Origin of the sequence: Paenibacillus sp. MER 99-2 (assembly GCF_023714095.1) — a bacterium.
Lineage (GTDB): Bacteria > Bacillota > Bacilli > Paenibacillales > Paenibacillaceae > Paenibacillus.
Genome location: NZ_JAMAUZ010000001.1, coordinates 1 through 25,354 on the forward strand (window position 1 = coordinate 1; position 25,354 = coordinate 25,354).

Sequence of the window (25,354 nt, forward strand, 5' to 3'; positions counted from 1 at the left end):
AATCCGAAGCTGTGAACCGAAGCCCCAGTAAACGGCGGCCGTAACTATAACGGTCCTAAGGTAGCGAAATTCCTTGTCAGGTAAATTCTGACCCGCACGAATGGCGTAACGACTTGGGCGCTGTCTCAACGAGAGATCCGGTGAAATTTTAATACCTGTGAAGATGCAGGTTACCCGCGACAAGACGGAAAGACCCCATGGAGCTTTACTGCAGCTTGATATTGAATTTGGGTACGATCTGTACAGGATAGGTGGGAGCCTTTGAAGCCGGAGCGCCAGCTTCGGTGGAGGCACCGTTGGGATACCACCCTGATCGTATCTAGGTTCTAACCTGGTACCGTAATCCGGTGCGGGGACAGTGTCAGGTGGGCAGTTTGACTGGGGCGGTCGCCTCCTAAAGAGTAACGGAGGCGCCCAAAGGTTCCCTCAGAATGGTTGGAAATCATTCGAAGAGTGCAAAGGCATAAGGGAGCTTGACTGCGAGACCTACAAGTCGAGCAGGGACGAAAGTCGGGCTTAGTGATCCGGTGGTACCGCATGGAAGGGCCATCGCTCAACGGATAAAAGCTACCCTGGGGATAACAGGCTTATCTCCCCCAAGAGTCCACATCGACGGGGAGGTTTGGCACCTCGATGTCGGCTCATCGCATCCTGGGGCTGAAGTAGGTCCCAAGGGTTGGGCTGTTCGCCCATTAAAGCGGTACGCGAGCTGGGTTCAGAACGTCGTGAGACAGTTCGGTCCCTATCTGTCGTGGGCGTAGGAAATTTGAGAGGAGCTGTCCTTAGTACGAGAGGACCGGGATGGACGTACCGCTGGTGTACCAGTTGTTCCGCCAGGAGCACCGCTGGGTAGCTATGTACGGACGGGATAAGCGCTGAAAGCATCTAAGCGTGAAGCCCCCCTCAAGATGAGATTTCCCAGTATGTAAGACCCCTTGAAGACGACGAGGTAGATAGGCTGGGGGTGGAAGTGCAGTAATGCATGGAGCTGACCAGTACTAATCGGTCGAGGGCTTATCCAATTAGCACGTTTTAAATCGCAGACTTTCGTTTCGAATCTAGTTTTCAGAGAACAACACTCTGAGATGTAAGCTACGCGTTTGGTGGCGATGGCGGAGGGGTTCCACACGTACCCATCCCGAACACGACCGTTAAGCCCTCTAGCGCCGATGGTACTTGGACCGCAGGGTCCTGGGAGAGTAGGACGCCGCCAAGCAAATTTTTCTTACATAGATACAAGTTTTACTTGTGGACATTGTACGATGAATTAAATTTAATAATTATGTAAATGTATGTTATTCCCTGATAGCTCAGTTGGTAGAGCACTCGACTGTTAATCGAGTTGTCACAGGTTCGAGCCCTGTTCGGGGAGCCATTAAGGCCCGTTGGTCAAGGGGTTAAGACACCTCCCTTTCACGGAGGTAACAGGGGTTCGAATCCCCTACGGGTCATAGCAATTTCTATTGCTTCAACAAGGGATGAGAATCCCAAAGGTTCGTCGGAGGATAAGCCTCGTTAGCACTGCATCGCAGTCTCGAACGAAGTGAGAGTATACCCTACGGGTCATATAGATGGAGGCTTAGCTCAGCTGGGAGAGCATCTGCCTTACAAGCAGAGGGTCGGGGGTTCGATCCCCTCAGCCTCCACCATATACTTTTTTTAACGACGCGGGGTGGAGCAGCCCGGTAGCTCGTCGGGCTCATAACCCGAAGGCCGCAGGTTCAAATCCTGCCCCCGCAATTTTTTATTTTGGAACCGTGGTGTAGTTGGCCTAACATGCCTGCCTGTCACGCAGGAGATCGCGGGTTCGAATCCCGTCGGTTCCGCCATTTAAGTTTATGCTTCAGGGATGAGAATCCATTTTGTTTTTGATTACACCTTACCGTATGCGGAAGTGGCTCAGCGGTAGAGCATCGCCTTGCCAAGGCGAGGGTCGCGGGTTCGATTCCCGTCTTCCGCTCCAATTTGCGCCCTTAGCTCAGCTGGATAGAGCGTTTGACTACGAATCAAAAGGCCGGGAGTTCGAATCTCTCAGGGCGCGCCATTATAACTTTATATGCCGGCGTGGCGGAATGGCAGACGCGCTCGACTCAAAATCGAGTGGGAAACCGTGGAGGTTCGAGTCCTCTCGCCGGTATACATAACGGGATGTAGCTCAGCTTGGTAGAGCACCTGGTTTGGGACCAGGGGGTCGCATGTTCAAATCGTGTCATCCCGATCTGAGAAAAGAGACTATCTATAATATGATAGTCTCTTTTTGTATTTGTGTAAGTGGTGTAAGTGATGTTTAAATGCAGAATTGATTGTGCATAAACGATAACCCTTTCGGTCACACTAGTTTTAAAAAGGTGATAGAAGGGGTTCACGTGAACACGTTTAAATTAAAGAAACAATGGAAGAGACGTTGGCGACGTTGGAAACGAACTGCATGGATGAGTCTAGCTTTAGTGGCTGTAACATTACTGGCGTATAGTGGACTGTCCATCTCCTCTCACATTCAACGTTTATTAACAACTAATTTTAGTGAGACCGTTACTGTTATGGGGGCAGCTCCTATAGAAGAGAAACGTTCAGAAGCAGAGGTACAAGCCATACTTAAACAACTAGTATCTAATGCGCCTGATGATTTAACTGCTGTTGTACTGGAAGTCCACTATGTCTGTGGAGTCGAGACAGAGCAATTAGGCAAAATGACAGCTTCGCAAATCGAAGTATTGTTAATTCAACATCCTGAATGGGATGCAGAAGTTGCAGCAGATGCATTACGGGTTAAGCAACACGTTGACGACCTTTCTCCTCTATGCAAAGAGCAGGCTTATATTAGCATAGATGCTTTGGGTAATCTAAATCTGTACGAAGGTCGCCCTGCAGAAGACAAAGTAATCCGTACTTTTTTTCAGATGGATGTTGGGTCACTTGAGTCTTCTCTGCCTGAAGGAGTATGGGAGCAGCTGCAGCAAGGAATCCGAGTACAGGATAAAGATGAGTATAACAGTGTGATTTCGACATTTAGTGACTATGCGATTGATCGAGCCTCGGAAGAAGTCATTCGAAATGGTGGATGACTCCAAAAAAATTCGAACAGCATAAAATCTAAGACGGGATATGAGTTTGCTGGAGGAGGGCATCGAAAAGATGTCCTTTTTGTCATGTGCTGACCGATCGTAGGAAAATAAGTTGGACTTTGGAATTGCGTGATACACCCCCGGTCAATAGGTTTTGGGCTTTACTCGACCTTTTAAAATGTAGTCAAAGTTTCCTGCCGCAGGGTCTATCTTTTTGTTATAATGAAATGAACGATACATATGTTCGCTTTATTGTAAGGGAGAGATGGGTTTGCGTTTTTTGGGGATAGACCCGGGAATTGCGATTGTTGGGTTTGGTTTTGTGGATAAGATCGGTAGTAAAGTGGTTCCTGTACAATATGGCTGCATTCAGACAGAGGCACATACACCTGAAGAGGAACGATTGCTTCACGTATATGAGGGCATGGTGCAGCTCATCGATAAATATAAGCCAGATGCAGTCGCACTGGAGAAACTTTTCTTCAATCGGAACGTTACAACAGCGATGTCCGTCAGTCAGGCCAGAGGGGTAATGGTCTTGGCGGCTGCACAGAAAGGGCTACCTATTGCTGAGTACACGCCGATGCAGATTAAACAGGCGATTGTAGGATACGGCAAGGCGGAGAAACGTCAAGTGCAAGAGATGGTCAAAATGTTTCTGCGTTTGCAGGCGATTCCCAAGCCAGATGACGTAGCAGATGCGTTAGCAGTAGCTGTATGTCATGCACATTCATATACATTAAATTCTAAGTTAAATGAGGTATTGCGAAAATGATTGATTTTCTTAGAGGACAGTTCGTGCATGTGGAGAATGAATATATTGTGCTTGATGTTCAAGGTGTGGGCTATCGTGTATTTTGTCCTAATCCGTATGCGTTCGCGAAGCAAGAAGGTGAGATCATGGTCTACACCCATCATCACGTGCGTGAAGATGCCATGTTGCTATATGGTTTTGTTACAAGAGAAGAACAGCGCTTGTTTCGTAAGTTGATCGAGGTGTCCGGTATTGGACCACGAGTTGCCCTGGGCATTTTGGCGGGAGGCACGCCTGATCATGTCGTTACAGCGATTTACCAAGAGAATCTGACGTTCCTGACCAAGCTGCCGGGAATCGGTAAAAAGACAGCTCAGCGTATGATTTTGGATCTGAAGGATAAGCTGGACGGGTTCGGTGCCGCGGCGTATGCAACAGGTTTATTTGCCCCTCCTTCAGAAGAAGCAGGAAGCGGCTCTGCTTGGGATGAGGCACGTGATGGTCTCAAAGCACTTGGTTACACAGACAGCGAGTTGGATAAAGTATGGCTCAAGTTGAAAAAAGATGTTACATCTGCGGATTCGGTTGATGTGTTGATGAAACGAGCACTGCAAATGCTATTCACTGGATAACTAACTTTACCACCACGACAGCACAGTGGCTCGTACTAAAAAGGTAGGGATAAATATGGATGAGCGTATTATTTCCGCTAACCTGATGATGGATGATCAAGCTGTTGAGCTGAGTCTTCGTCCCCGGTATTTGAATGAATATATTGGACAAAATCAGGTTAAGGAAAATTTAAAAGTATATATTGAAGCAGCCAAAATGCGTAATGAAGCCTTGGATCATGTTTTGTTGTATGGTCCACCAGGGCTCGGTAAAACGACACTTGCCAACATCGTTGCCAATGAATTGGGCGTTAACCTGCGCACCACGTCAGGGCCTGCGATTGAGCGACCAGGAGATCTGGCAGCATTGCTGACCAATCTTCAGGAGGGTGATGTGTTATTTATTGACGAAATTCATCGCCTGCATCGTACAGTTGAAGAAGTGATGTACCCTGCGATGGAAGACTCTGCATTGGATATTATGATCGGTAAAGGGCCTAGTGCGCGATCTGTGCGTCTTGACCTACCACCGTTCACTCTTATTGGGGCTACAACACGCGCTGGTTTGCTGTCTGCGCCTCTGCGGGATCGTTTTGGTGTTATTAGCCGTCTGGAATTTTATACGGTTGATGAGCTAGCCTACATTGTCTCTCGCTCTACAGAGATTCTTGGGGTTGAGATTGTTGGAGACGCTGCAGAAGAGATTGCCCTCCGTTCCCGTGGAACGCCGAGGATTGCCAATCGTTTATTGAAGCGGGTTCGAGATTTCGCTCAGGTACGAGGCGATGGAGTCATTACACAGGCATTAGCAGAAGAAGCGCTTAAACGTCTACAGATTGATCCTAGAGGATTGGACGAAATCGACCATAAGATGCTTAAATCTATGATCAATAGCTTCCGGGGAGGCCCGGTTGGTCTGGATACGATTGCAGCTACGATTGGTGAAGAGAGTCAAACGATTGAGGATGTCTATGAGCCTTATTTATTGCAGATCGGTATGATTCAACGTACACCAAGAGGTCGGATTGTTACAGATATGGCTTACCATCATTTAGGTTTGCCGATTCCGCCACGAGATGGAAAGTAACAAGTAGTGCGATGGGCAGTGGGAAGGACACTCTTCTAGTACATCAACCAGCTAATAAAATATAATGAATTTTAAAATTTATAGATGTATCTATAATGTATATAAGTTCAACTAAACTTTTTAGTTGAACTTATATACACAAGGAAAAGTGCGGAGAGGAGCTTGATCGTGGGGAAAGCAATACAAAATAAAAAATGGAGTCGCCGGTTAAAGGTTTTGGCTGCTGCTGTATTGATGGCAGGATGTCTGCAGGTACCCGCTTATGCAGCAGAAAATGATGGACAGTTAATTCGGGTTGCGATGTTTGCAAATCTAGGAAGCACATATAAATCAACAACACCATTAATTACTCTTGAATCTAATGGAAGTTGGACAGTTGGATCTGAGACGGGTACTAATGTAAGTCTTCCAGCTGGGCAGGTTCGATTCAGTGCGGATGGTTTCCGTGTGAAGGTGTTGGAGACAGCAGATTTCAAAACAGCGGCGGCAGCAGCCAAATTATTGCAACCAACCAGCGATAAGCCGCTACTCTTCAGCTCAAGTGTGAGTGGCAAAACGGTGTATCAGCTCTATACCGGAAACTATGCTACAGAGGCACTTGCTGGACAAGCAGTTGCTCGTGTTCAGAAAGTTGCAGCAGCTCAATTGGGTGGACAGAAACCAGTCATAACCGGAACTAAACATTTATCTACTGGAAACTATAGCTCCTTACAAGAAGCACAAGCGGCGCAAGCTTCTCTCTCAGTATCAGGCGTCACTTCCTATACCGTACTGTCATTGGACGCTGGTAGTTCGGGTTACAGTGTATGGGTCGGTGAAGCTGTAACAGATGCGGAGCTGACTGCTGTGAAAAAGTCAGTTGAGGCACAAGCAGCTGGTATCAGTCTATCTCCTGTAGCTAATAATAGCTCCGCTCTAATCATCCGGCAGGATGCAGGGTTAAGCCTTGACACGCCTAAGACCGCGGTACACTACACGATTGCAGGTACGGTAGCCAAAGCTTGGGTACAAGGAGATGGAAGTGGTATCAAAGTGTTGGAACGTTCCCAGCGGACATATCGAGGGAATATGGAACTAAGTATCGTAAATGGTGACTTGGCCTTAGTGAATGTCGTTCCACTAGAACAATATTTGTACTCCGTTGTTGGAGCAGAGGTGTATTCCTCCTGGCCAGCAGAGGCTCTGAAAGTACAAGCAGTTGCTGCTCGATCCTATGCTCTTCAACAGGGCACTCGCTTCCAAATTGCTAATGTTGTGGATACTACACTAAGTCAAGCCTATAACGGCATTGATTCGGAGAATGATAAAGTAACCAGCGCAGTGGATGCTACGGCAGGAGAAGTTGTCAAAAGTGGGGATAAAATTGTAGAGGCTGTGTTCTCATCTAATGCGGGTGGACAAACGGCACATCCTTCCGAGGTTTGGAACGGGGGAGCAGGAGTCTTCACCAATGTGGATAGCTCTGGAGATACATCAGCGCAGGCTGGATTGCATACGTGGTATCATGTACTGCTCAACTCAGGCATCAGTGGATATATCCGTGAGGACAATGTGAAGGAGCTAAGCTCCAAAACTGATGCAGGTCTTTCCAAGGTTACCGTTACGGCACAGAATACGAATGTTCGTGCCATCCCGCTAATTCAATCTACCGTTGAGCCGGTAGCCAAAATGAATCCAGGAAACGAAGCCGTTGTTTTGGCAAAAGTAGCGCAATCCAATGATTACGCTTGGGTGAGAGGGCCATTTACCTCTGCTCAATTAGTCAAAACGTTACAAGGTAAAACAACAACGGCTGTTCCTTCATCTATCTCAACATTAGAAGTCACGAAGCGCGGACCTTCTGGTCGAGCACTTGAAGTAAGTGCGAATGGACAAGCGCTAACTGTTAAATATGCAGATACGTACCGCTCGGCTCTAGGTGGATTGCCTAGTACTTTATTTGATATTGCAGGTACTGGAAGTTATACTGTATTAGGCGCTGACGGGAATACAGCGAGTAAGACCGGGTCTCAAGGGGCGGCCGTATTGTCTGCCTCAGGTACAGGGACTTCTTCCGGTAATGCCCTTGTTGTCATGAGCGGTGATGGTCAGGCAAGAGCCGTAACTCAGGGACAGAACTTTATGTTCATTGGCCAAGGAAATGGTCATGGATTAGGTTTGTCACAATGGGGAGCCAAAGGCATGGCAGATGAAGGGTATGATTACCAGGAAATATTGAAACACTATTACCAAAATGCGACTATTGTTAAGGAATGAATTGAACATGAATGTGAACTTATATGATTTTGAATTGCCGGAACAGCTTATTGCACAGACGCCGTTGCTTGATCGGACAGCGTCTCGCTTGCTTACGTTGAATAAGGAGAGCGGTGAAGTTAACCATCACACGTTTCCGGATATTATTAATTTTCTACAGCCTGGTGACACACTTGTGCTCAACGATACACGGGTATTGCCAGCTCGTTTGTTTGGAACAAAAGAGGATACTGGAGCCAAAGCGGAAGTGTTACTTCTCAAAAACGTGGAAGGTGATCGCTGGGAAGCACTGGTTAAGCCAGGTAAAAAGCTGAAAGCCGGTTCTGTTATCGTTTTTGGAGATGAACTGAAAGCCGTGATCGACGAAGAAGGCGAAATGGGCGCGCGTATGCTTACATTTTCATATGAGGGAATCTTTCAGGAGATCCTAGATCGACTCGGTGAAATGCCGTTGCCTCCATATATTAAAGAAACACTGGATGATCGCGAACGCTATCAGACGGTATATGCGAAGCATGAAGGGTCTGCGGCCGCACCAACAGCTGGGCTTCATTTTACAGATGCACTGCTTGATCAGATTCGAGCAAAAGGTGTTAACGTAACCTTCATTACGCTTCATGTGGGGCTGGGAACATTCCGCCCGATGTCCGTAGATGTAGTAGAGGATCATGTTATGCATGAGGAGTATTACTCTATCTCACAGGAGACGGCGGATCTCATTAACGAAACGAAGCAACGTGGGAATCGTGTTTTTGCCGTAGGTACGACAAGTTGTCGTACACTTGAAACGGTAGGAAGTAAATTTGAGCATGGGATATTGCAGGAGAGCAGTGGCTGGACTAAAATTTTCATCTATCCTGGATATAACTTCAAGGTTATTGATGGCATGCTGACGAATTTCCATCTTCCGAAATCTACATTGGTCATGCTGGTAAGTGCGCTTGCAGGTAGAGAACACATTATGCACGCCTATGAGGAAGCTATCGCGCAAGAGTATAGATTTTTCAGCTTTGGCGATGCAATGTTGATCTATTAATTGATTCACGAATACAGGTCTAACGATTAACTTTTAGAGGATGATTAAAACCAATGGCAGCAATTACGTACGAACATATTAAAACTTGTAAACAATCTGGTGCCCGATTAGGACGTGTACATACACCTCACGGAATCATTGAGACACCAACGTTCATGCCAGTAGGCACGCAAGCAACCGTTAAAACGATGAGTCCTGAAGAGTTAAAGGAAATGGATGCGCAGATTATTCTGAGTAATACGTATCATCTGTTTCTGAGACCCGGACATGAGATTATTCGTCAAGCTGGTGGCTTGCACAAATTCATGAATTGGGATCGCCCAATTCTGACCGATAGTGGTGGATTTCAAGTATTCTCTCTCAGTGAAATGCGTAAAATCACAGAGGAAGGCGTGAATTTCCGCTCACATCTGAATGGAGACAAAAAGTTCTTGTCCCCAGAAGTGGCTATGGAAATACAGAACGCACTGGGTTCCGATATTATGATGGCATTTGATGAATGTCCACCATACCCTGCAGAATATGAATATGTGAAAAAATCTCTTGAACGTACTAGCCGTTGGGCTGAGCGTTGCTTGGAAAGTCATGCCCGTCCACATGACCAAGGTCTGTTCGCCATCGTGCAGGGCGGAATGCACGAAGATCTGCGCCGCCAAAGCGCAGCAGATTTGACTTCCATGGATTTCCCGGGGTATGCTATTGGTGGACTGAGTGTTGGAGAACCGAAACATTTAATGTATGGCGTGTTGGATTATACGGTGCCTTTGTTGCCTTCCAACAAACCACGTTATTTAATGGGGGTAGGTTCACCCGATGCATTGATTGAGGGATCGATTCGTGGAGTAGACATGTTCGATTGCGTACTTCCAACGCGAATTGCCCGTAACGGAACAACGATGACTAGCCAAGGACGGCTTGTAGTTCGAAATGCCAAGTTTGCAACTGATTTTGGGCCACTTGACCCTGAATGTGATTGCTACACTTGTCGTAACTATTCCAGAGCCTATTTGCGTCATTTAATCAAGGCGGATGAAACGTTTGGCTTGCGTCTGACGACCATCCATAATCTTCATTTCTTGCAGAATTTGATGCGCAACGTGCGTAAAGCCATTATGGAAGATCGTCTGCTTGATTTCCGGGATGAATTTTTCGATCAATATGGTCTTCATGACAATGACAAAGGTTTCTAATGTGGTTTATTGCGGAACCGGAGGAACAAGCATTATCTTGTACGTATAGTCGATAAGGGGGAGTTTACATGTTTCAAGGAATGGCACTACAAGCGGCTAATCCAGGCGGAGGTATTGTATCTTTGATTGTACCTTTGGTACTTATGGTTGCGATTTTCTACTTCTTGATGATTCGTCCACAGAACAAGAAGCAAAAACAGCGTAATTCGATGCTTAGCCAGTTGAAAAAAGGCGATAAAATCGTAACAATCGGTGGTCTCCATGGTACAATCGCTGAAATTACAGAAGACGTGGTTGTTCTACGCGTAAACGATGTAACGAAGCTTACATTTGATCGTAATGCGATCAGCAGTGCAGTAAGTCGTGAAACTGCTGAATAATTATAAATGAGCGAGAAGTTGTAGACGTACTTAGATCTCGCTCACAGTAGTTAATTTTATTTATTACAGAACCGAAGCTCCTGCTATAGGGCTCCGGTTCTTTTTTTTTAGAATGACCCAGATGCCTTTATGCCACATGTCAGACAAACACTCCTTAACTGTTAGTTCCGCCGTGTGTTTACCCCAAAAATTCCACCCAGAGCAGAGATTAGAAATGCACTTGCAAGTTGTAAGCTATCTTTCCAGTTGAACGAGGCATCCAATGCCAGGAATCCAATGACCAGTACAATGAAGCCATAAACGACACCCGTAAGACCACCGTGATACCATCCTTTTTCACCAGATCTTTTGCCAGCCACAAATCCACCAATGAGTAGCGACAGCCCATGAACAACGTAAGTATACAGGGAAAGATCCTGCTCCCGCATTCCAGTCATCCAGAGAAATAAGGAAAGAACCAATGCTCCTAGTAACATCCAAACAAAGGCATGACAGAGTCCCGACAAAATTGGGTTGGACATTCGAAACGAGATCACTCGGCGAATCAGCTGCATGAAGCATCCCCCTTGTACAAGTTTGAAATTAATACAGTGTATGGTCAAGCCTTCGGACTTATGAACTGAATTTTCCATTAAATGAATGGATTTGCTCTGCATGAGCATGTTAGCTTCGGGTCAAAATAGGGATTACGCTACAGGTGCCTATGGATAACTCAAACAAAGGAGGAACCTTGTCGTGAACTTCTCAGATATCGGAGCCCATATTTTTCGAACAATCCTCATGTATTTCATTGTCTATGGCGCGATCAGGGTGATGGGGAAGAGGGAAATTGGAAAGCTGTCCATGTTTGACCTCGTCGTGTCCATTATGCTTGCAGAGATTGCGGCCTTCGTCATCGAGGATATGGAAAAACCTCTTTCTCACGGAATAGTGCCCATGCTAACTGTACTTATAATGCAGATTGGTGTGGCATTTATCAGTCTCAAGAGTCGTAGACTTCGCCTAATGATTGATGGCAAACCGACGGTTCTCATCTCCAAAGGTACTCTGCATCGGGATGAGATGCGTAAGCAACGATACAATCTGGATGATCTGTTACTTCAGTTGCGTGAGCAAAATATAGATAGCATTGGCGACGTCGAGTTTGCCATTCTTGAGACAACAGGTAAATTAACAGTATTTCCGAGCAATCAGAGCAATTCAGGTGGAAACGGATCATCAAATAATGGAGGCAGCTCCCATACCAAACAAAAAGCTAGGCAAGAACGAGTGGATGGATTCCAGAATATCAAATATGAAGGTCTGCCCTTGCCACTAATCATGGATGGCAAAGTTCAGGATCAAAATCTTGAACTTATTCAAAAAACAAGATTCTGGCTTAAAAATCAGATTCAGCAAAAAGGCATTCTTGATTTCAAGGAAGTATTTATCTGTTCCATTGATCATAATGGCAAAGTCTATGTTAGCCTGAAGGATGATTCCAAATAAGATATCGCTTATTTACGTGATCTACGTTCAAACCATGAACCGATAATAGGCACACGGGACAAATCATGAAAATCAATCATACGTGTCAAACCCATTACGATTAAATACACGATTAATCCTATCGAAGGAGCAAGAATCATTCTTGCCCATAGTGGCAGAATAACGATCGTATGCTCATAAACAAGAAGAGTTGCTGCACCCATGATGAACATGCCTGTGCCTGTCTTAACCCAGTCCATCAATTTGAAACGAAATTGGAGCAAAGTCCGCACACTTCTTGCATGTAATAAAGTTACGATTGTCGAGTTAGCACATATAGCAATAATAGCACCAAAGATGCCGTATTCAGGACGTGAAGCGAGCAGTAGAATCAGTGTGATTTTGATTACAGCACCGATAAATGTATTGAGCAATGCTTTTCCCGGACGATCGAGTGCCTGTAATGCAGCCTGCAGAGGAGCCTGAATGTAAATAAAGAGAGCAAAAGGAGCCATCAGTTTCAGCATGCTTCCAATCGATGCATCATTGTAGAGAATAAGACACATCGGTTCGGCAAGCACATACATAAAAACAGAAAAAGGAGCACCTGTAACGAGTGCAAGCCTTAGAGCTTGATGCATGCGTTTATGAATCAAAGCACGATCACCCTGCGCAGAGGCTTCAGACAATGAGGGGACGAGAGAGGTTGCCAGCGATGAGGTAAGTGCCCCTGGGAGCAATAATAATGGAATAATCATGCCTTGCAGTGCTCCGTATTGGGCAGTAGCTAACCCTCGTGAAATTCCTGCAATGGCCAAACTTTGCGCGGTTACAATGGTTTCGGCAAGATAGGATAAGGAACCAACCAATCGTCCTGCTGTAACAGGTACAGAGATGGCTAACAACCGGCGAATAAGGCTGTGCTGTGAATGATCCGTTTGAGGAACTGCACCGAGATTGTTTTTTTCTTGAGGCACGACTGATTTTGTAATGTAGAGGTGTTCTGTATCGTTTTTTTGTCTATGGTAGCTCCATAACAGTACGAGCATGCCAATGAATTCACCAACCAAAGCACCTAGCATTGCACCAGCGGCAGCTTGAGCAATACCTTGGGGAAGCAACAACCAAGCAAACCAAATCACGCAAATAATACGAACAATCGTTTCAACAATAGAGGAAGCTGCCGTAGGAATCATATTTTGCTTACCTTGGAAGTAACCTCTGTAAACAGCCGACACAGCGATAATTGCAATCATGGGACTCATGCTAACAAATGTGTGGTATACTCGTTCATCTGTAAGAACATAACGGGTGACCCAAGGGGCAAAAACAATGCATAGAAACATAAAAATTACACCAAGCGTCAACGTAAAGGCTAAACTGATCTGCAGGATCCGTTGAGGAGAAAAACGATTTGCACCTGTGTCTGCTTCAGCTACGAGTTTAGCGACGGCAAGTGGTATGCCGCCGGTAATTAAGGTTACGAGCACAATAAAGAAGGGGTAACTTAACTGATAGATTCCGACGCCTTCTGCTCCGATAACCCGTGGTAATGCAATACGTGGGATGAATCCGAGAATACGATTAATAATGCCTGCGGCGAGCAGGATCATAGCTCCCTGGATAAATGTCTGCTTCTTCAAGACTACCCCTCTTTCCCGAATGAAAATAACAGGTTTCGTTAATGGGACAAAGCCGTTGTTCTTCATCCTATGCCAGTCCATGATCCTCTCATGACAATTTGATCACGATTAACAAAAAGATCCATCACCAGCAAGAAGGAATATGACCAGGTGAAGTCGAATGATGTAATATTGATGCCGCATAAAGGCTTGTGTGTGGGAAGGGAGGCTAATCCCCGTTGGAGGAAATGAACGATATGGAGATGGAACAGTCCATTGAGATGCTCTGCTGCAGCAAGGCGGAAGAGTTTAGGCTTGTAGGTTATGAATATGTGACCAGCAAAGATGTCTGGAATTGCGTCAGTCATAAATATGAAAAGCAGGGCATTCCACCGCTTCACCAGCTGGTGAACGACATTTTGTCACTGAAAGCAACAAGCTTTATGAACTTTATGACCGTGTCTGCATACCGGGGATCCTCTTTCTAGCGAAAGGGATCTTTTTTGTTGAAAATTGACTGCTTTTTACGGCATCGCTATAATAGGAATATTGAGAACGAAAGGGGATCTAGGAACGGCATGAAAAGAATTATCAGTTTCATTCTGGTCGTGCTTGTCACCACAGGGGTAATGGTGGGAACAAGCCCGGAGCTGCTCAAAAATATACGCTTGGGCCTTGATTTAAAGGGAGGCTACGAGATCTTATATGAAGCGGAGCCGCTTGATGGGGGACAACAAGTCACCAAAGCATCTTTGGTGCAAACGGCCAAGAGTCTAGAAAGCCGTGCCAATGCGCTCGGAACAAGCGAACCGGAGGTAACTACTGAAGGAACCAACCGGATTCGATTGAAGTTGGCTGGGGTTACGGATGAGGCTGAAGTTAGAGCCAAAATGAAAGAACCTGCCGTCTTGACCTTCCGTAGTAAAGCAGAGAACGACAAGGAAGGCGAGTACACCAAGATTGAGCTTCGTGGTAATGAATTTGTAGAGAATGCTGCAAAAGTTGTATTCACGCAATTGAATGAACCGATGATTGACATTCAAGTGAAAGACAAAGCTAAATTCTCTGAGATCACCAAACGTTTGGTTGGACAACCACTCGCGATTTATTTGGATGATGAGCTGCTGTCTGCGCCTACAGTCAGACAACAACTAACAGATGGTTCTGCTCAAATCTCAGGTTCTTATACGCGCGAAGAAGCAAATCAGCTTCGTGATACGATTAACCTAGGTGCGCTTCCGCTGAAACTGACAGAGAAGTATTCCCAAAGTGTTGGTGCAACGCTGGGTAAATTGTCATTGGATCAGACGATCAAAGCAGGTTTGATTGGGTCAGTGCTCATCCTCGTATTTATGATTGGGATTTACCGTATTCCGGGGATCATTGCGAGCTTTGCGTTGATTACACATACGTGGTTGGTGCTTGCTATTTTCTACTTAGGGGAGTTTGTCCTTACCCTTCCGGGTATCGCGGCATTTATTCTAGGTATAGGGATGGCGGTTGACGCCAATATCATCACGTACGAACGGATCAAAGAAGAAATGCGGAGTGGTAAGTCGATCTTGTCATCGGTCAAAGCGGGTAGTAAGCATTCCTTCCGCACAATTATTGACTCTAACATAACTACGATCATTGCTGCTGCTGTTATGTTCTACTTTGGTACGGGTGCAGTTAAAGGCTTCGCACTTGTGTTGATTTTTGACATCGTCACAAGTATTATCACGAATATTTTCTTCTCCCGCTTCCTGTTAACCTTGCTCGTACGGGGTAACGTCTTGAAGAAGCCTAAGTACTTCGGAGTGAAGGAGAGTGAAATTCGTGCGCTTTAATTGGAATTATGATTATATTAAAGGCAGTAAATTTGCCTATATTTTCTCAATTATCCTAACCGTAGCGGGAATTGTTAGTATTCTAACGCTTGGTTTGAACTATGCGGTTGATTTCCGTGCCGGATCGAATGTTGATATTTCAGTATCCAAGGCGATTACAACGGAACAGATTAGACCTATCGTTGCTGATCTTGGTGTTGATGAGGGCGATGTAACGATCACACCGGGTTCAGATCGGGTTAATGTTCGTTTTTCCAATGAGCTTGATGAAACGCAAGAGAGTACATTCAAGCAGGAATTCAGCAAACTGGATTCCACTGCTTCTTACGAAGTAAACACGGTAGACCCTGAAATGGCAAAGGAACTGGAACGTAATGCGATTTATGCCGTTCTCATTGCAAGTGTCGGGATTATGATTTATGTAGCGATTCGCTTCGAGTGGCGCTTCGGTTTGGCGGCAGTAATTGCTCTCTTCCATGATGCATTTGTTGTAATAAGTGTGTTCTCGATCTTCCGTCTGGAAGTGGATCTGACCTTTATTACCGCCGTATTGACCATCGTCGGTTTCTCAATCAACGATACAATCGTTATCTTTGACCGAATTCGTGAAAATTTACGTTTTGCCAAAAAGACAACCAAGGCAGATTTGCGCCAGGTCGTTAACAGCAGTTTGGCACAAACGATGACACGGTCCCTGAATACGACATTCACCGTATTTGCGGCTTCCATCTGTTTGTTCATTTTCGGTGGGGAGTCCATTCGGATGTTCTCGCTTGCCATGGTAATCGGAACGCTGTTCGGTGCGTATTCTTCCATCTTTATCGCTGCTCCACTATGGCTGACGCTTAAAGGTAAACAAATCGATAAGCCAAAAACAGCGGCTAAAGCATCTAACTAAACATCTTATTGTGAAGCCGCGTCTACTAGGCGCGGCTTTGTAACTTTAGAGACAGAAACAAGGGGGAATTTCCATGGCCAGAGAACATATTTCAACGGTTCAGGCGGCAACGTGGAGCGGAATTGCTGGGAATATGACGCTTGCAGTAATTAAGGCTGTTGTCGGGTATTTGGCCAATAGCAAATCGTTGCTTGCAGATGGTCTGTACTCTGCCTCAGAAGCTGCCTCTTCACTGGCAGGACTATTCCCTTCCCATTCTGTACGGCATAAGAGTAGGGATACAGAACGAGCTGCTACGCGCTCTAAGGAGCATTCACGTGTAGCGAGACCTGGAATCTCGGTTTTGCTGTCTGTTCTCATTCTTATGGGAGGATTACAGATTGCAATTTCAGCCTTAAGTAGCCTGATAGGTGATACTCCTGTGGCATCAGACAAATATCAGCATGCACTTGTCGCAGCCTTTGCAGCCTTAGCTATTAAGGAAGCCATTTTCCAATTTCAATACAGGTATTTCCGGAAAAGAAATCAAGCACAAGCACTGACCTATGCTCAGCAGCATCGCCGAGCGCTTTACTGCTCCCTTACGGTATTGGTTGGGATCATTGGTTCAATGATCGGGGAGATGTCAGGATGGAGTATGCTTCTGTACATGGATCCAGCAGCGGCATTAATTGCATCTTGTTTCGTGTTTCATAAAGGTTATAGAATGATTGTAGACACAGTATATGGTTCTCTAGTTCAAGAGCTGCAACAGGAAGAGGCTCTGGATTTCAAAGAGACTGTACAGCGAGTGTACGGCGTCATTACAATTGAACAATTGGTTGCCCGCGAACAGGAGCATGCCGTTACCATTGAACTCATTATTAGCGTAAATCCACGGATCTCCGTATTAGAGGCTCAGGAGATATCTAATCGAGCCAAAACGCTGCTCTTCACTCGGTTCAGCCATGTCAAGGAAGTACAGATTCAGGCAGTACCCTATGACCCTGGGTATCCGTATAAATCCAATCATGAACTGCCCGATCATGAAGCGACATTAATTCAGTAATGGAGCTCGGATCCTGTAGATCAAGAAAGGAGCGTTATTATTGCTTTATTCGCAATACCGGTGGAATACACCACATATCGATTTGGATGCGGCTGCGGGACTCTCGCAGGCGCTTTCCATGTCATCTCTTGTTGGACGTTTGTTAGTTAGTCGCGGGGTTCATAATGAAATGGAGGCCGAACGATTCTTACATCCAGATCTCAATCAGATGCATGATCCTTATCTGCTGCTTGGTATGAAAGAAGCTGTACCTCGAATCCGCCAGGCTATTGAACGAGAAGAACATATTTTGATTTATGGAGATTATGACGCAGATGGTGTTTCCAGTACTTCACTGATGATCCATCTGATGCGCCATCTGGGTGCGTCCTACGATATTTACATTCCGCATCGTTCCAACGAAGGTTATGGACTTCACAATCATGCATTAGATTGGGCGCATCAACAGGGTGTGACGCTGGTGATTACCGTCGATACTGGCATAAGTGCAGTAGAACAGATTGCCTATGCGTCTACGCTAGGGATAGAAGTAATCGTTACCGACCACCATGAACCTCCTGAAATACTTCCCGAGGCGTACACACTCATTAATCCGAAACTACCGGAGTGCCCTTATCCATTTAAGGGGTTGGCGGGCGCAGGCGTGGCTCTAAAGCTGGCTCAGGCTCTTATTGGTGAAGTGCCAGGTGAATGGATGGAGATTGCAGCCATTGGCACCGTCGCTGACTTGATGCCGCTCGAAGGTGAGAATCGAGTTATTGTCAGTTATGGAATTGAGTCCATGCGTGGCTCACGTCTTCCTGGTGTAAGTGCTCTCCTTGAAATTAGTGGTGTGGATCAGAGTCAGGTAACCTCCATTAATATTGCTTTTGCAATGGCGCCACGTATTAATGCGAGTGGACGCTTGGATCATGCAGGACGAGCTGTATCTCTTCTGACGACCGAAGATTTGGACGAAGCTCATACCCTTGCAGGACAACTGGACCTGCTCAACAGAGAGCGGCAACAGGTTGTTGAGGGGATTCTTCAGGAAGCAACAGCTCAGTTAGAACAGAAAATTGAGCTTAACTCTGGTGCGGTTCCCGATGTGATCGTTCTTGCGGGAGAAGGGTGGAATGTTGGGGTTGTAGGTATCGTTGCATCTAAGTTGCTGGAACGTTACTATCGGCCAACACTCATTCTGGGCATTGACGCGCAGAGTGGGGTTTGCAAAGGCTCTGCTCGTTCCATCGATGGATTGGATATCTACGAAGCATTAACGGCTTGCAAAGACTCCATGGATCATTATGGAGGGCATCCAGCTGCGGCAGGCATGACACTTCATCGAAATCAGTTGGAAGAGCTGGAGAGAGGCTTGAATGAGTTTGCTGCTAATGTTTTAACCGAAGAGGATTTTGTACCTCAGCGTCTTGCTGATGATGAATGTTGTATCAGTGATGTGCCTTTGAAAGTGATTCAAGAGATTGACAGACTGCAACCGTTCGGGATGAGCAATCCTTCTCCTCGTTTCGTATTTAGAAATGTTACGGTTAAAGAGACCCGAACGATGGGGCGAGAGAAACGTCATCTGAAACTTGTGCTGGAGCAAGAAGGACACCAATTAGAGACCGTGGCCTTTGGCAAAGGAGCACTCGCTGAGTTTTTACCGGTGGGTTCCATTATTGACGTTATGGGCGAGCTGTCGATTAACGAGTGGAATGGAATGCGCAAGCCACAATTGATGCTCCAGGATATTCATGTGCCTCAAGCACAGGTGTTTGATTTGAGAGGAAATGGTGAGCCGCTGAGTACAATGAAGCAGTTCCTGAGCACACTAGAAGTACATTTAAGATACAAATCAGGTTCGGTTGGTGCAATTGTGAAGAACGAAACGAATGTTTCTGAGGGAAATTCATTGTATGAACCGTGCCTTTGGGTATATGATAGAAAGGTCGGGTTATTTCCGTGTAATGCTGCTGCGCAGCAATATGGACAGGAACAGATCCGGACGTTATTTGTGTTTGATACGCCGGAAACACCGGAACAACTTGATGCTATGCTGGCTATGTTCAGCGGAGCCGAGAATATCATCCTTCTGCACGGATCAGGCAACCGCCGAGATCGCCTTCAGATGCCTTCCAGAGAACTTTTCAAGCGCATCTATATGCTGGTATCGAAATGGAGAGCTGAACCGGTGGAGGAAAAAGAGATTACTCCTGTACTCAGCCGTCAGTGTGGCTGTTCTCCACGTATGATCACCATGATGCTTGATGTATTTGAGGAGTTATCCTTCATTACAAGAGACTTTGGAAAAATTGCGTTTGTGGATAACCCACCCAAACGTGAGCTAACCGCGTCGCGTCATTATCAGGCGCTGGAAAGTATGGCCGAGACGGAGCAAGTGATGCTGGATGCATCTACGCCTCAGCTGACACAATGGATGATATCCCGGATGAAGGGCGTATCTTAGATGGAAGTTGTGCTATTTATTTTAGGAGGAGATTATTTTGGATTTTAAAGAGTATATTCGTGTCATTCCTGACTTTCCACAACCAGGAATCAGCTTCAAGGACATTACGACATTGTTGAAGGATGGAGAAATGTACCGCAATGCGATCAATGAGCTCAAAACAATGGTTTCTGATCTCAAAATTGATGTAATTGCCGGACCTGAAGCACGTGGTTTCGTTGTAGGCGCTCCTCTGGCTTATGCTCTTGGTGTCGGTTTTGCCCCGATCCGTAAAAGCGGAAAATTGCCAGGAGAGACGATTGAAGTTGGATATGATCTCGAGTATGGCAAAGATACGCTCGCTATGCATACAGATGCGATCGAAAAGGGACAAAATGTTCTGATTGCTGACGATCTGCTTGCAACGGGTGGAACGATTGCGACTTCGATCAATCTGATTGAACAATTGGGTGGTAAAGTTGTTGGTGCAGCTTTCCTGATTGAGCTGTCTGATCTGAATGGTCGTTCCAAGTTGCCTGAAATTGACGTATTTACACTGATGAATTACTAAGATTTCAGCATAGTGCTTGCTGTGATTGAACAAGAATTGGATCTCCCGTTTCCCGGGAAATAATATACAGCATTAACTATTATAAAGAAGCCTGTTCCCTCATTCCTTGATGGTGTGAGAGAACAGGCTTTTTTTGCGTTGGTTAGGTTTTATTATGGGCGAGGGCTATTTCGTGTTTAAGTATTATTTTGAACCCAATTATATATTAGTCTGGTGTTTTCTCTGTCAAAGGTTGTTTCTCTGACTTATCGTTAGACCAGCCTATCACTTCAAACAGTTTGAATAGCAGGCTCATAAATATACCAACAATTGTTGCAAGTGCCATACCTTTGAGATGAACACCATAGAAGCTTATTTCCGCTCCACTTAATCCAACCACGAGCACGAGAGTTGTTAGGATCAAATTCGTAGGTTTGGCAAAATCAACTTTTTGTTCAACCAGAATACGTAATCCGGATGCGGCAATGACACCAAATAGAAGCAAGGAAACACCACCCATAACAGGAACAGGAATATTAGCAACTAGAGCCGAGAACGTTCCTGAGAAGGAAAGGATAATCGCGATGATGGCTGCACCACCAATCACATAGATCGAGTATACTTTGGTTAAGGCCATAACGCCGATATTTTCGCCATAGGTTGTGTTTGGAGTAGATCCAACAAAACCAGATAGAATGGTGGAGACGCCGTTACCAAGCAAGGAGCGATGCAGACCTGGGTCTTTGGACAGATCTTTACCTACAATACTGCTCGTTACCAGCAAGTGACCAATATGTTCTACAATAACAACGAGAGCTACAGGTAAAATGGTTAGAATGACCGACCAATCAAACGTTGGTGTGGTGATTGTCGGAAGAGAGACAATACTAGCTTCAGCAATCTTATCCGTTTCGACAGCTTTCATTAAGAAACCAAGTGCGTAACCGGATATAATCCCAATCAAAATATGAATGATTTTGGGAAAGCCACGGAACGTTACAGCACCCAGTACAGTCACACCTAAGGTTACCATCGATAAAATAATAGGTTTAGCCTGTGGAACCCAGTCAGGATTTTTAAGAGGTTCTGGATTAATCAGCCCAGCCATTCCGGCTGCAACAGGAATGAGCTCTAACCCAATTAACGCTACAATCGCACCCATAGCTGCTGGTGGAAACACAACGTTAATCCAACCTGTGCCTGCATACTTAATAATGAGAGCTACAAGGCAGAACACGATACCTGTGATGATAAAAGCACCAAGAGCCATTGAATATCCGTTGCCTGGATGAGTGAGCAAGACAGACTGTACTGGTGCAATAAAGGCAAAGCTGGAACCGAGGTACGCAGGAATCTTTCCCTTACACATGAGTATGTAAAGTAATGTACCAATACCGTTCATTAGCAAAATCATACTTGGGTCAACACCGAAGAGATTCGGCACAAGCACCGTACTTCCAAACATGGCGAACAAATGCTGAAGGCTTAGCAGTGAACCTGAGCCGAGCGGCATCTTTTGATTAACCTGAATTTCGCGTTGCACTGAATGTTCATCTCCTTTTCCGAAACACAAACTTTCAATAGATTACAGAGTTTCTCTTAATTAAGCAATAACATTTTGTGTAATAGCATGGGTTTGAGGTGTTTTTTTATACTTTATATTCTATTTCAGCTAGGATGGGGAATAATAATACAGAGGAATACCTATTTTTCTTTGATTAAACCGAACATTTATACGAAGCGTCATCATGGGGACAGAATACATATTTTAACCTAAAAAAATGGAAAACTTACTCTTATTCGTCAGCAGTTGACGGGAAACGGGTGAAGCGTCATAATTATAGGAAATTACTTTTACGGGGAACCTGTGTTCATGCAATGTCACGGGTTCCATTTTGTATAGAAAGGACACGGAACAGATCAGAATGGGCATAGAGCAATTACTCGAGAAGGCCGGAGCCTACATCAAAGAACCCGATCTGATTCGCATACGTGAAGCTTACGAATTTGCGGATCAGGCACATCACGGACAGACGCGAAAATCGGGAGAACCTTATATTCTGCATCCGCTTGCGGTTGCCGATATTGTTGTGAACATGCAGATGGACACCATCTCCATTATTGCAGCGCTTCTTCATGATGTAGTAGAAGACACTACGGTGTCCCTTGAAGAAATTCGCAATCATTTTGGCAATACGTGTGCTATGCTTGTTGACGGCTTGACGAAGCTGGAACGAATTCAGTTCCGCTCCAAAGAAGAGCAACAGAACGAGAACTATCGTAAGATGTTTATTGCTATGGCGCAGGATATTCGTGTAATCGTCATTAAATTAGCAGACCGACTGCATAATATGCGGACGTTGAAATTTCAATCGGAAGAAAGCCAGCGTCGCATCTCGTATGAAACGTTGGAGATTTTCTGTCCAATTGCCAACCGCCTTGGTATATCTGCAATCAAATGGGAAATGGAGGACATCGCCCTCCGTTATTTGAATCCGCAGCAATACTACCGTATTGCGAATCTGATGCACAAGAAGCGTGCAGAACGAGAGCAATACATTGATACGGTTATGGACGGAATTACGAGCAAGCTCGAAGAGATGGGAATTCAGGCAGACCTATCAGGTCGTCCGAAACATATCTACAGCGTCTTTAAGAAAATGACAACGAAGAACAAGCAGTTCAATGAGATATATGACCTGCTTGCCATCCGTATTATTGTGGATAATATTAAGGATTGTTATGCTACGCTCGGAATTATACACACGTTATGGAAACCGATGCCAGGACGTTTTAAAGATTATATCGCCATGCCGAAGGCCAACATGTATCAATCCTTGCATACAACGGTCGTTGGCCCTAACGGTGAACCAACCGAGGTTCAGATCAGAACTTGGGATATGCACCGTACCGCTGAGTTCGGTATCGCTGCCCACTGGGCGTACAAGGAAGGCGTGGCTTCAGGCAATAATTTTGAGGATAAAATTACGTTCTTCCGTGAAATTCTCGAACTTCAGAATGAGGCTCAAGATGCTTCTGAGTTTGTGGAATCGCTCAAAATGGACTTTTTCTCTGATCTCGTGTTTGTATTTACACCGAAGGGAGAAGTCATTGAACTTCCGACAGGCTCTGTGCCACTCGATTTTGCGTACAGGATTCATACGGAAGTAGGTAATCGTACGATTGGAGCTAAGGTGAATGGTCGTATTGTACCACTCGATTATCACCTGAAGACCGGTGACATTATTGAGATTTTGACGTCCAAGCATTCGTATGGTCCGAGTCAGGACTGGCTCAAAATCGCCAAGTCGTCACATGCGCGAGCTAAAATCAAGCAATGGTTTAAGAAGGAACGACGTGAAGAGAATGTGGAAAAAGGACGCGAGAGCTGTGAACGTGAGCTCAAACGTATGGGGCTTGATCCATCTGCTTGGATGACGGACGACAAGTTACAGGAAGCAGCCAAAAAATACGCATTTAACGACATTGACGATATGCTTGCAGCTGTTGGGTTCGGCGGAATCACGGCTGCGCAGATTGTGACCAAAGCAACGGAGAAGCTGCGCAAAGAGCAGGAAGAATCCAGCTTGCTGGAACTGAATTCCGAGATGCGTGAGTTGAAGCCTGCACCAGAACGCAAAAATCGTCCGACAAATGGCATTCGTGTCAAAGGAATAGATAATCTGCTCGTTCGTTTTGCCCGCTGTTGCAACCCTGTGCCTGGAGATGAAATTATCGGATATGTTACACGTGGACGCGGCGTTTCTGTCCATCGAAGCGACTGTCCAAATATCCCAACAAGCGCAGATGGAGAAGAAGCAGCACGTGTAATTGAGGTCGAGTGGGAAGAGAATATTGAAGCGAGCTACAGTGTGGATATTGAAATTACAGGTCATGATCGCAATGGCTTGCTTAATGAGGTACTTCAAGCTGTCTCTGAAAGTAAAACGAATATTTCTGCCGTTACAGGACGGACAGACAAAAATAAATTAGCATTGGTGCATGTCACTATTTTGATTCGTAATACAGATCATCTGCATTCCGTGGTAGAACGAATCAAACGGGTGAAGGATGTTTATTCGGTGCACCGGATCATGCAGTAAGGAGCCTGTGCAATGAGAGTGCTTGTGCAACGCTGTAAAGAGGCTCAGGTTACTGTGGATAACGAATTGACGGGACGAATTGAGTCGGGACTAATGCTGCTCGTTGGCATTACACATGAGGATACGGAAAAGGACGCTCAGTATTTGGCTGACAAAGTTGCAGGACTTCGCATTTTCGAAGATGAGCAGGAGAAGATGAATCTTAGCTTATTGGATGTGGGCGGAGCCGTGTTGTCTGTATCTCAATTTACGTTATACGGTGACTGCCGCAAAGGGAAACGTCCAAGCTTCGCGGCTGCAGCTAAACCAGATATAGCTGAAACATTATATGAGCTGTTCAATCAGTTACTACGGGATAAAGGGATTCAGGTGGAAACGGGGCGTTTCGGCGCTATGATGGATGTGACCTTCACGAATTGGGGGCCAGTCACCCTGATGCTTGAAAGTCCTAATAATCCAAGCGCATGAGCATATTCAGATCGTGATCTGGTCATAATGAAGGATATCCAGTCGATGAAATTTATTGTCAAAGGAGTATCCTGCCATTATGCGTCAATCTGTCAAGGAAACACGATCACGCGTTGAACCTTTACTTCTTCCAGGAAACTTATATGAATCGCTTCAATTGGCTCGTGCGGCTGCTGAATATGCATCAACAGTGTGGGTGCTGGATAATGCAGATAAAGGGGAGCAGAGCAGGCTTCCACGTAGCTGATTTAAGTGCAATCCTGCATAGCATGGCGAGTCAGTCTGAAACGGACTAATGAACGGAATTCCGTTTGAGATAACCACAGCCACAGAGAAGACCTGAATTCATTTGATATGAATCAGGTCTTTTTGGTACGGAGCGAGAGGCACGATTGAAACATAAATGGAGTTGCAAAAGAAAAGAAGACGAATTGTTATAAACGCCTTCAGTTAGGGTAATAACAAAACGAGGCGCAGGGATGCGCCAAGTCATACGACAACCTAACGGGTAAAGAACAGATAGGATAAATATACACAGTTCTGCAGAACCCCGATTTCAAGA

The 25,354-nt window shown here is 45.5% G+C and carries 21 protein-coding genes, 9 tRNA genes and 2 rRNA genes; 29 read left to right on the forward strand and 3 right to left on the reverse strand.

Features of this window, described 5'->3' with window-relative positions:
- The 19 genes from M3636_RS00005 to yajC form a co-directional block, all read left to right on the forward strand.
- Positions 1-1,022: ribosomal RNA gene (locus tag M3636_RS00005) — 23S ribosomal RNA — on the forward strand; the annotation flags it as partial.
- A gap of 77 nt (positions 1,023-1,099) precedes the next feature.
- Positions 1,100-1,216 (forward strand): 5S ribosomal RNA (gene rrf, locus M3636_RS00010).
- An 83-nt stretch (positions 1,217-1,299) separates the two neighbouring features.
- Positions 1,300-1,375: transfer RNA gene (locus M3636_RS00015), tRNA-Asn, on the forward strand.
- Positions 1,376-1,379: 4 nt separating this feature from the next.
- A tRNA-Glu gene (locus M3636_RS00020) sits at positions 1,380-1,451 on the forward strand.
- A 122-nt stretch (positions 1,452-1,573) separates the two neighbouring features.
- Positions 1,574-1,649: transfer RNA gene (locus M3636_RS00025), tRNA-Val, on the forward strand.
- 17 nt (positions 1,650-1,666) lie between these two features.
- Positions 1,667-1,740 (forward strand) — tRNA-Met (locus M3636_RS00030).
- Between the two features lie 11 nt (positions 1,741-1,751).
- Positions 1,752-1,829 (forward strand) — tRNA-Asp (locus tag M3636_RS00035).
- 59 nt (positions 1,830-1,888) lie between these two features.
- Positions 1,889-1,963 (forward strand) — tRNA-Gly (locus M3636_RS00040).
- Between the two features lie 4 nt (positions 1,964-1,967).
- Positions 1,968-2,044, forward strand: a tRNA-Arg gene (locus M3636_RS00045).
- 14 nt (positions 2,045-2,058) lie between these two features.
- Positions 2,059-2,137, forward strand: a tRNA-Leu gene (locus M3636_RS00050).
- Between the two features lie 7 nt (positions 2,138-2,144).
- Positions 2,145-2,218 (forward strand) — tRNA-Pro (locus tag M3636_RS00055).
- 148 nt (positions 2,219-2,366) lie between these two features.
- Entirely contained in the window at positions 2,367-3,065 is a 699-nt protein-coding gene (locus M3636_RS29675) for a BofC C-terminal domain-containing protein (RefSeq protein ID WP_251380894.1), read from the forward strand.
- Between the two features lie 271 nt (positions 3,066-3,336).
- Positions 3,337-3,840: a crossover junction endodeoxyribonuclease RuvC gene (gene ruvC / locus M3636_RS00065; RefSeq protein WP_056701196.1), complete on the forward strand. Its 504-nt coding sequence runs from the start codon at positions 3,337-3,339 to the stop codon at positions 3,838-3,840.
- Positions 3,837-4,451 carry a Holliday junction branch migration protein RuvA gene (gene ruvA / locus M3636_RS00070; protein ID WP_056701199.1) on the forward strand — a complete coding sequence of 205 codons (615 nt, stop codon included), beginning with the start codon at positions 3,837-3,839 and terminating at the stop codon, positions 4,449-4,451. The genes ruvC and ruvA overlap by 4 nt, the downstream gene beginning before the upstream one ends.
- A gap of 55 nt (positions 4,452-4,506) precedes the next feature.
- Complete coding sequence (gene ruvB, locus M3636_RS00075; RefSeq protein WP_056701201.1) at positions 4,507-5,517, forward strand: Holliday junction branch migration DNA helicase RuvB; 1,011 nt, start codon at positions 4,507-4,509, stop codon at positions 5,515-5,517.
- Positions 5,518-5,751: 234 nt separating this feature from the next.
- On the forward strand, positions 5,752-7,773 hold the full coding sequence (locus M3636_RS00080) for a SpoIID/LytB domain-containing protein (protein WP_285858664.1): 2,022 nt from the start codon (positions 5,752-5,754) through the stop codon (positions 7,771-7,773).
- A gap of 7 nt (positions 7,774-7,780) precedes the next feature.
- Positions 7,781-8,809: a tRNA preQ1(34) S-adenosylmethionine ribosyltransferase-isomerase QueA gene (gene queA, locus M3636_RS00085; protein ID WP_251380895.1), complete on the forward strand. Its 1,029-nt coding sequence runs from the start codon at positions 7,781-7,783 to the stop codon at positions 8,807-8,809.
- Positions 8,810-8,862: 53 nt separating this feature from the next.
- Entirely contained in the window at positions 8,863-9,999 is a 1,137-nt protein-coding gene (gene tgt / locus M3636_RS00090; protein WP_056701206.1) for a tRNA guanosine(34) transglycosylase Tgt, read from the forward strand.
- 68 nt (positions 10,000-10,067) lie between these two features.
- Complete coding sequence (yajC, locus tag M3636_RS00095; RefSeq protein WP_128103280.1) at positions 10,068-10,379, forward strand: preprotein translocase subunit YajC; 312 nt, start codon at positions 10,068-10,070, stop codon at positions 10,377-10,379.
- 161 nt (positions 10,380-10,540) lie between these two features.
- Here yajC and M3636_RS00100 read toward each other — a convergent pair whose 3' ends face one another.
- Positions 10,541-10,933, reverse strand: coding sequence for a TIGR04086 family membrane protein (locus M3636_RS00100; RefSeq protein ID WP_128103279.1), 393 nt, complete (start codon positions 10,931-10,933; stop codon positions 10,541-10,543).
- A gap of 226 nt (positions 10,934-11,159) precedes the next feature.
- Here M3636_RS00100 and M3636_RS00105 point away from each other — a divergent pair, with 226 nt between their 5' ends.
- Positions 11,160-11,867, forward strand: coding sequence for a YetF domain-containing protein (locus tag M3636_RS00105; protein WP_128104575.1), 708 nt, complete (start codon positions 11,160-11,162; stop codon positions 11,865-11,867).
- A gap of 8 nt (positions 11,868-11,875) precedes the next feature.
- On the opposite strand, the gene spoVB is transcribed toward M3636_RS00105, so the two are convergent.
- Positions 11,876-13,489 carry a stage V sporulation protein B gene (spoVB, locus tag M3636_RS00110; RefSeq protein WP_251380896.1) on the reverse strand — a complete coding sequence of 538 codons (1,614 nt, stop codon included), beginning with the start codon at positions 13,487-13,489 and terminating at the stop codon, positions 11,876-11,878.
- Positions 13,490-13,716: 227 nt separating this feature from the next.
- Here spoVB and M3636_RS00115 point away from each other — a divergent pair, with 227 nt between their 5' ends.
- From M3636_RS00115 to M3636_RS00140, 6 genes are all read left to right on the forward strand, one after another.
- Entirely contained in the window at positions 13,717-13,956 is a 240-nt protein-coding gene (locus M3636_RS00115; RefSeq protein WP_056701711.1) for a post-transcriptional regulator, read from the forward strand.
- A gap of 90 nt (positions 13,957-14,046) precedes the next feature.
- Complete coding sequence (gene secD, locus M3636_RS00120; protein ID WP_128103277.1) at positions 14,047-15,297, forward strand: protein translocase subunit SecD; 1,251 nt, start codon at positions 14,047-14,049, stop codon at positions 15,295-15,297.
- Complete coding sequence (secF, locus tag M3636_RS00125; protein ID WP_145408142.1) at positions 15,287-16,195, forward strand: protein translocase subunit SecF; 909 nt, start codon at positions 15,287-15,289, stop codon at positions 16,193-16,195. Before secD ends, secF begins: the two co-directional genes overlap by 11 nt.
- A gap of 73 nt (positions 16,196-16,268) precedes the next feature.
- The gene (locus M3636_RS00130; protein ID WP_251380897.1) at positions 16,269-17,243 is read left to right on the forward strand and encodes a cation diffusion facilitator family transporter; all 975 of its coding nucleotides are present in this window, start codon (positions 16,269-16,271) and stop codon (positions 17,241-17,243) included.
- A 40-nt stretch (positions 17,244-17,283) separates the two neighbouring features.
- Positions 17,284-19,692 (forward strand): single-stranded-DNA-specific exonuclease RecJ, encoded by a 2,409-nt coding sequence (recJ, locus tag M3636_RS00135; RefSeq protein ID WP_251380898.1) that lies wholly within the window; start codon positions 17,284-17,286, stop codon positions 19,690-19,692.
- 37 nt (positions 19,693-19,729) lie between these two features.
- Positions 19,730-20,242, forward strand: coding sequence for an adenine phosphoribosyltransferase (locus M3636_RS00140; RefSeq protein ID WP_128103273.1), 513 nt, complete (start codon positions 19,730-19,732; stop codon positions 20,240-20,242).
- Between the two features lie 205 nt (positions 20,243-20,447).
- On the opposite strand, the gene uraA is transcribed toward M3636_RS00140, so the two are convergent.
- Positions 20,448-21,764, reverse strand: coding sequence for a uracil permease (gene uraA, locus M3636_RS00145; RefSeq protein ID WP_251380899.1), 1,317 nt, complete (start codon positions 21,762-21,764; stop codon positions 20,448-20,450).
- Between the two features lie 382 nt (positions 21,765-22,146).
- Between uraA and M3636_RS00150 the strand changes: the two genes are divergently transcribed.
- From M3636_RS00150 to M3636_RS00160, 3 genes are all read left to right on the forward strand, one after another.
- On the forward strand, positions 22,147-24,324 hold the full coding sequence (locus tag M3636_RS00150) for a RelA/SpoT family protein (protein ID WP_128103271.1): 2,178 nt from the start codon (positions 22,147-22,149) through the stop codon (positions 24,322-24,324).
- Between the two features lie 12 nt (positions 24,325-24,336).
- Complete coding sequence (gene dtd / locus M3636_RS00155) at positions 24,337-24,792, forward strand: D-aminoacyl-tRNA deacylase (RefSeq protein ID WP_128103270.1); 456 nt, start codon at positions 24,337-24,339, stop codon at positions 24,790-24,792.
- Positions 24,793-24,871: 79 nt separating this feature from the next.
- A complete protein-coding gene (locus M3636_RS00160; RefSeq protein ID WP_251380900.1) occupies positions 24,872-25,039 on the forward strand; it encodes a hypothetical protein in 168 nt (55 codons plus the stop codon).
- Positions 25,040-25,354 lie beyond the last annotated feature (315 nt).

Coding starts and splice junctions, on each gene's coding strand:
- ruvA (WP_056701199.1), top strand. CDS start 3,837: ATGATTGATTTTCTTAGAGGACAGTTCGTGCATGTGGAGAATGAATAT.
- queA (WP_251380895.1), top strand. CDS start 7,781: ATGAATGTGAACTTATATGATTTTGAATTGCCGGAACAGCTTATTGCA.
- M3636_RS00105 (WP_128104575.1), top strand. CDS start 11,160: ATGTATTTCATTGTCTATGGCGCGATCAGGGTGATGGGGAAGAGGGAA.
- ruvB (WP_056701201.1), top strand. CDS start 4,507: ATGGATGAGCGTATTATTTCCGCTAACCTGATGATGGATGATCAAGCT.
- tgt (WP_056701206.1), top strand. CDS start 8,863: ATGGCAGCAATTACGTACGAACATATTAAAACTTGTAAACAATCTGGT.
- secD (WP_128103277.1), top strand. CDS start 14,047: ATGAAAAGAATTATCAGTTTCATTCTGGTCGTGCTTGTCACCACAGGG.
- M3636_RS00100 (WP_128103279.1), bottom strand. CDS start 10,933: ATGCAGCTGATTCGCCGAGTGATCTCGTTTCGAATGTCCAACCCAATT.
- dtd (WP_128103270.1), top strand. CDS start 24,337: ATGAGAGTGCTTGTGCAACGCTGTAAAGAGGCTCAGGTTACTGTGGAT.
- M3636_RS00160 (WP_251380900.1), top strand. CDS start 24,872: ATGCGTCAATCTGTCAAGGAAACACGATCACGCGTTGAACCTTTACTT.
- M3636_RS00130 (WP_251380897.1), top strand. CDS start 16,269: ATGGCCAGAGAACATATTTCAACGGTTCAGGCGGCAACGTGGAGCGGA.
- M3636_RS00080 (WP_285858664.1), top strand. CDS start 5,752: ATGGCAGGATGTCTGCAGGTACCCGCTTATGCAGCAGAAAATGATGGA.
- M3636_RS00115 (WP_056701711.1), top strand. CDS start 13,717: ATGAACGATATGGAGATGGAACAGTCCATTGAGATGCTCTGCTGCAGC.
- yajC (WP_128103280.1), top strand. CDS start 10,068: ATGTTTCAAGGAATGGCACTACAAGCGGCTAATCCAGGCGGAGGTATT.
- M3636_RS00150 (WP_128103271.1), top strand. CDS start 22,147: ATGGGCATAGAGCAATTACTCGAGAAGGCCGGAGCCTACATCAAAGAA.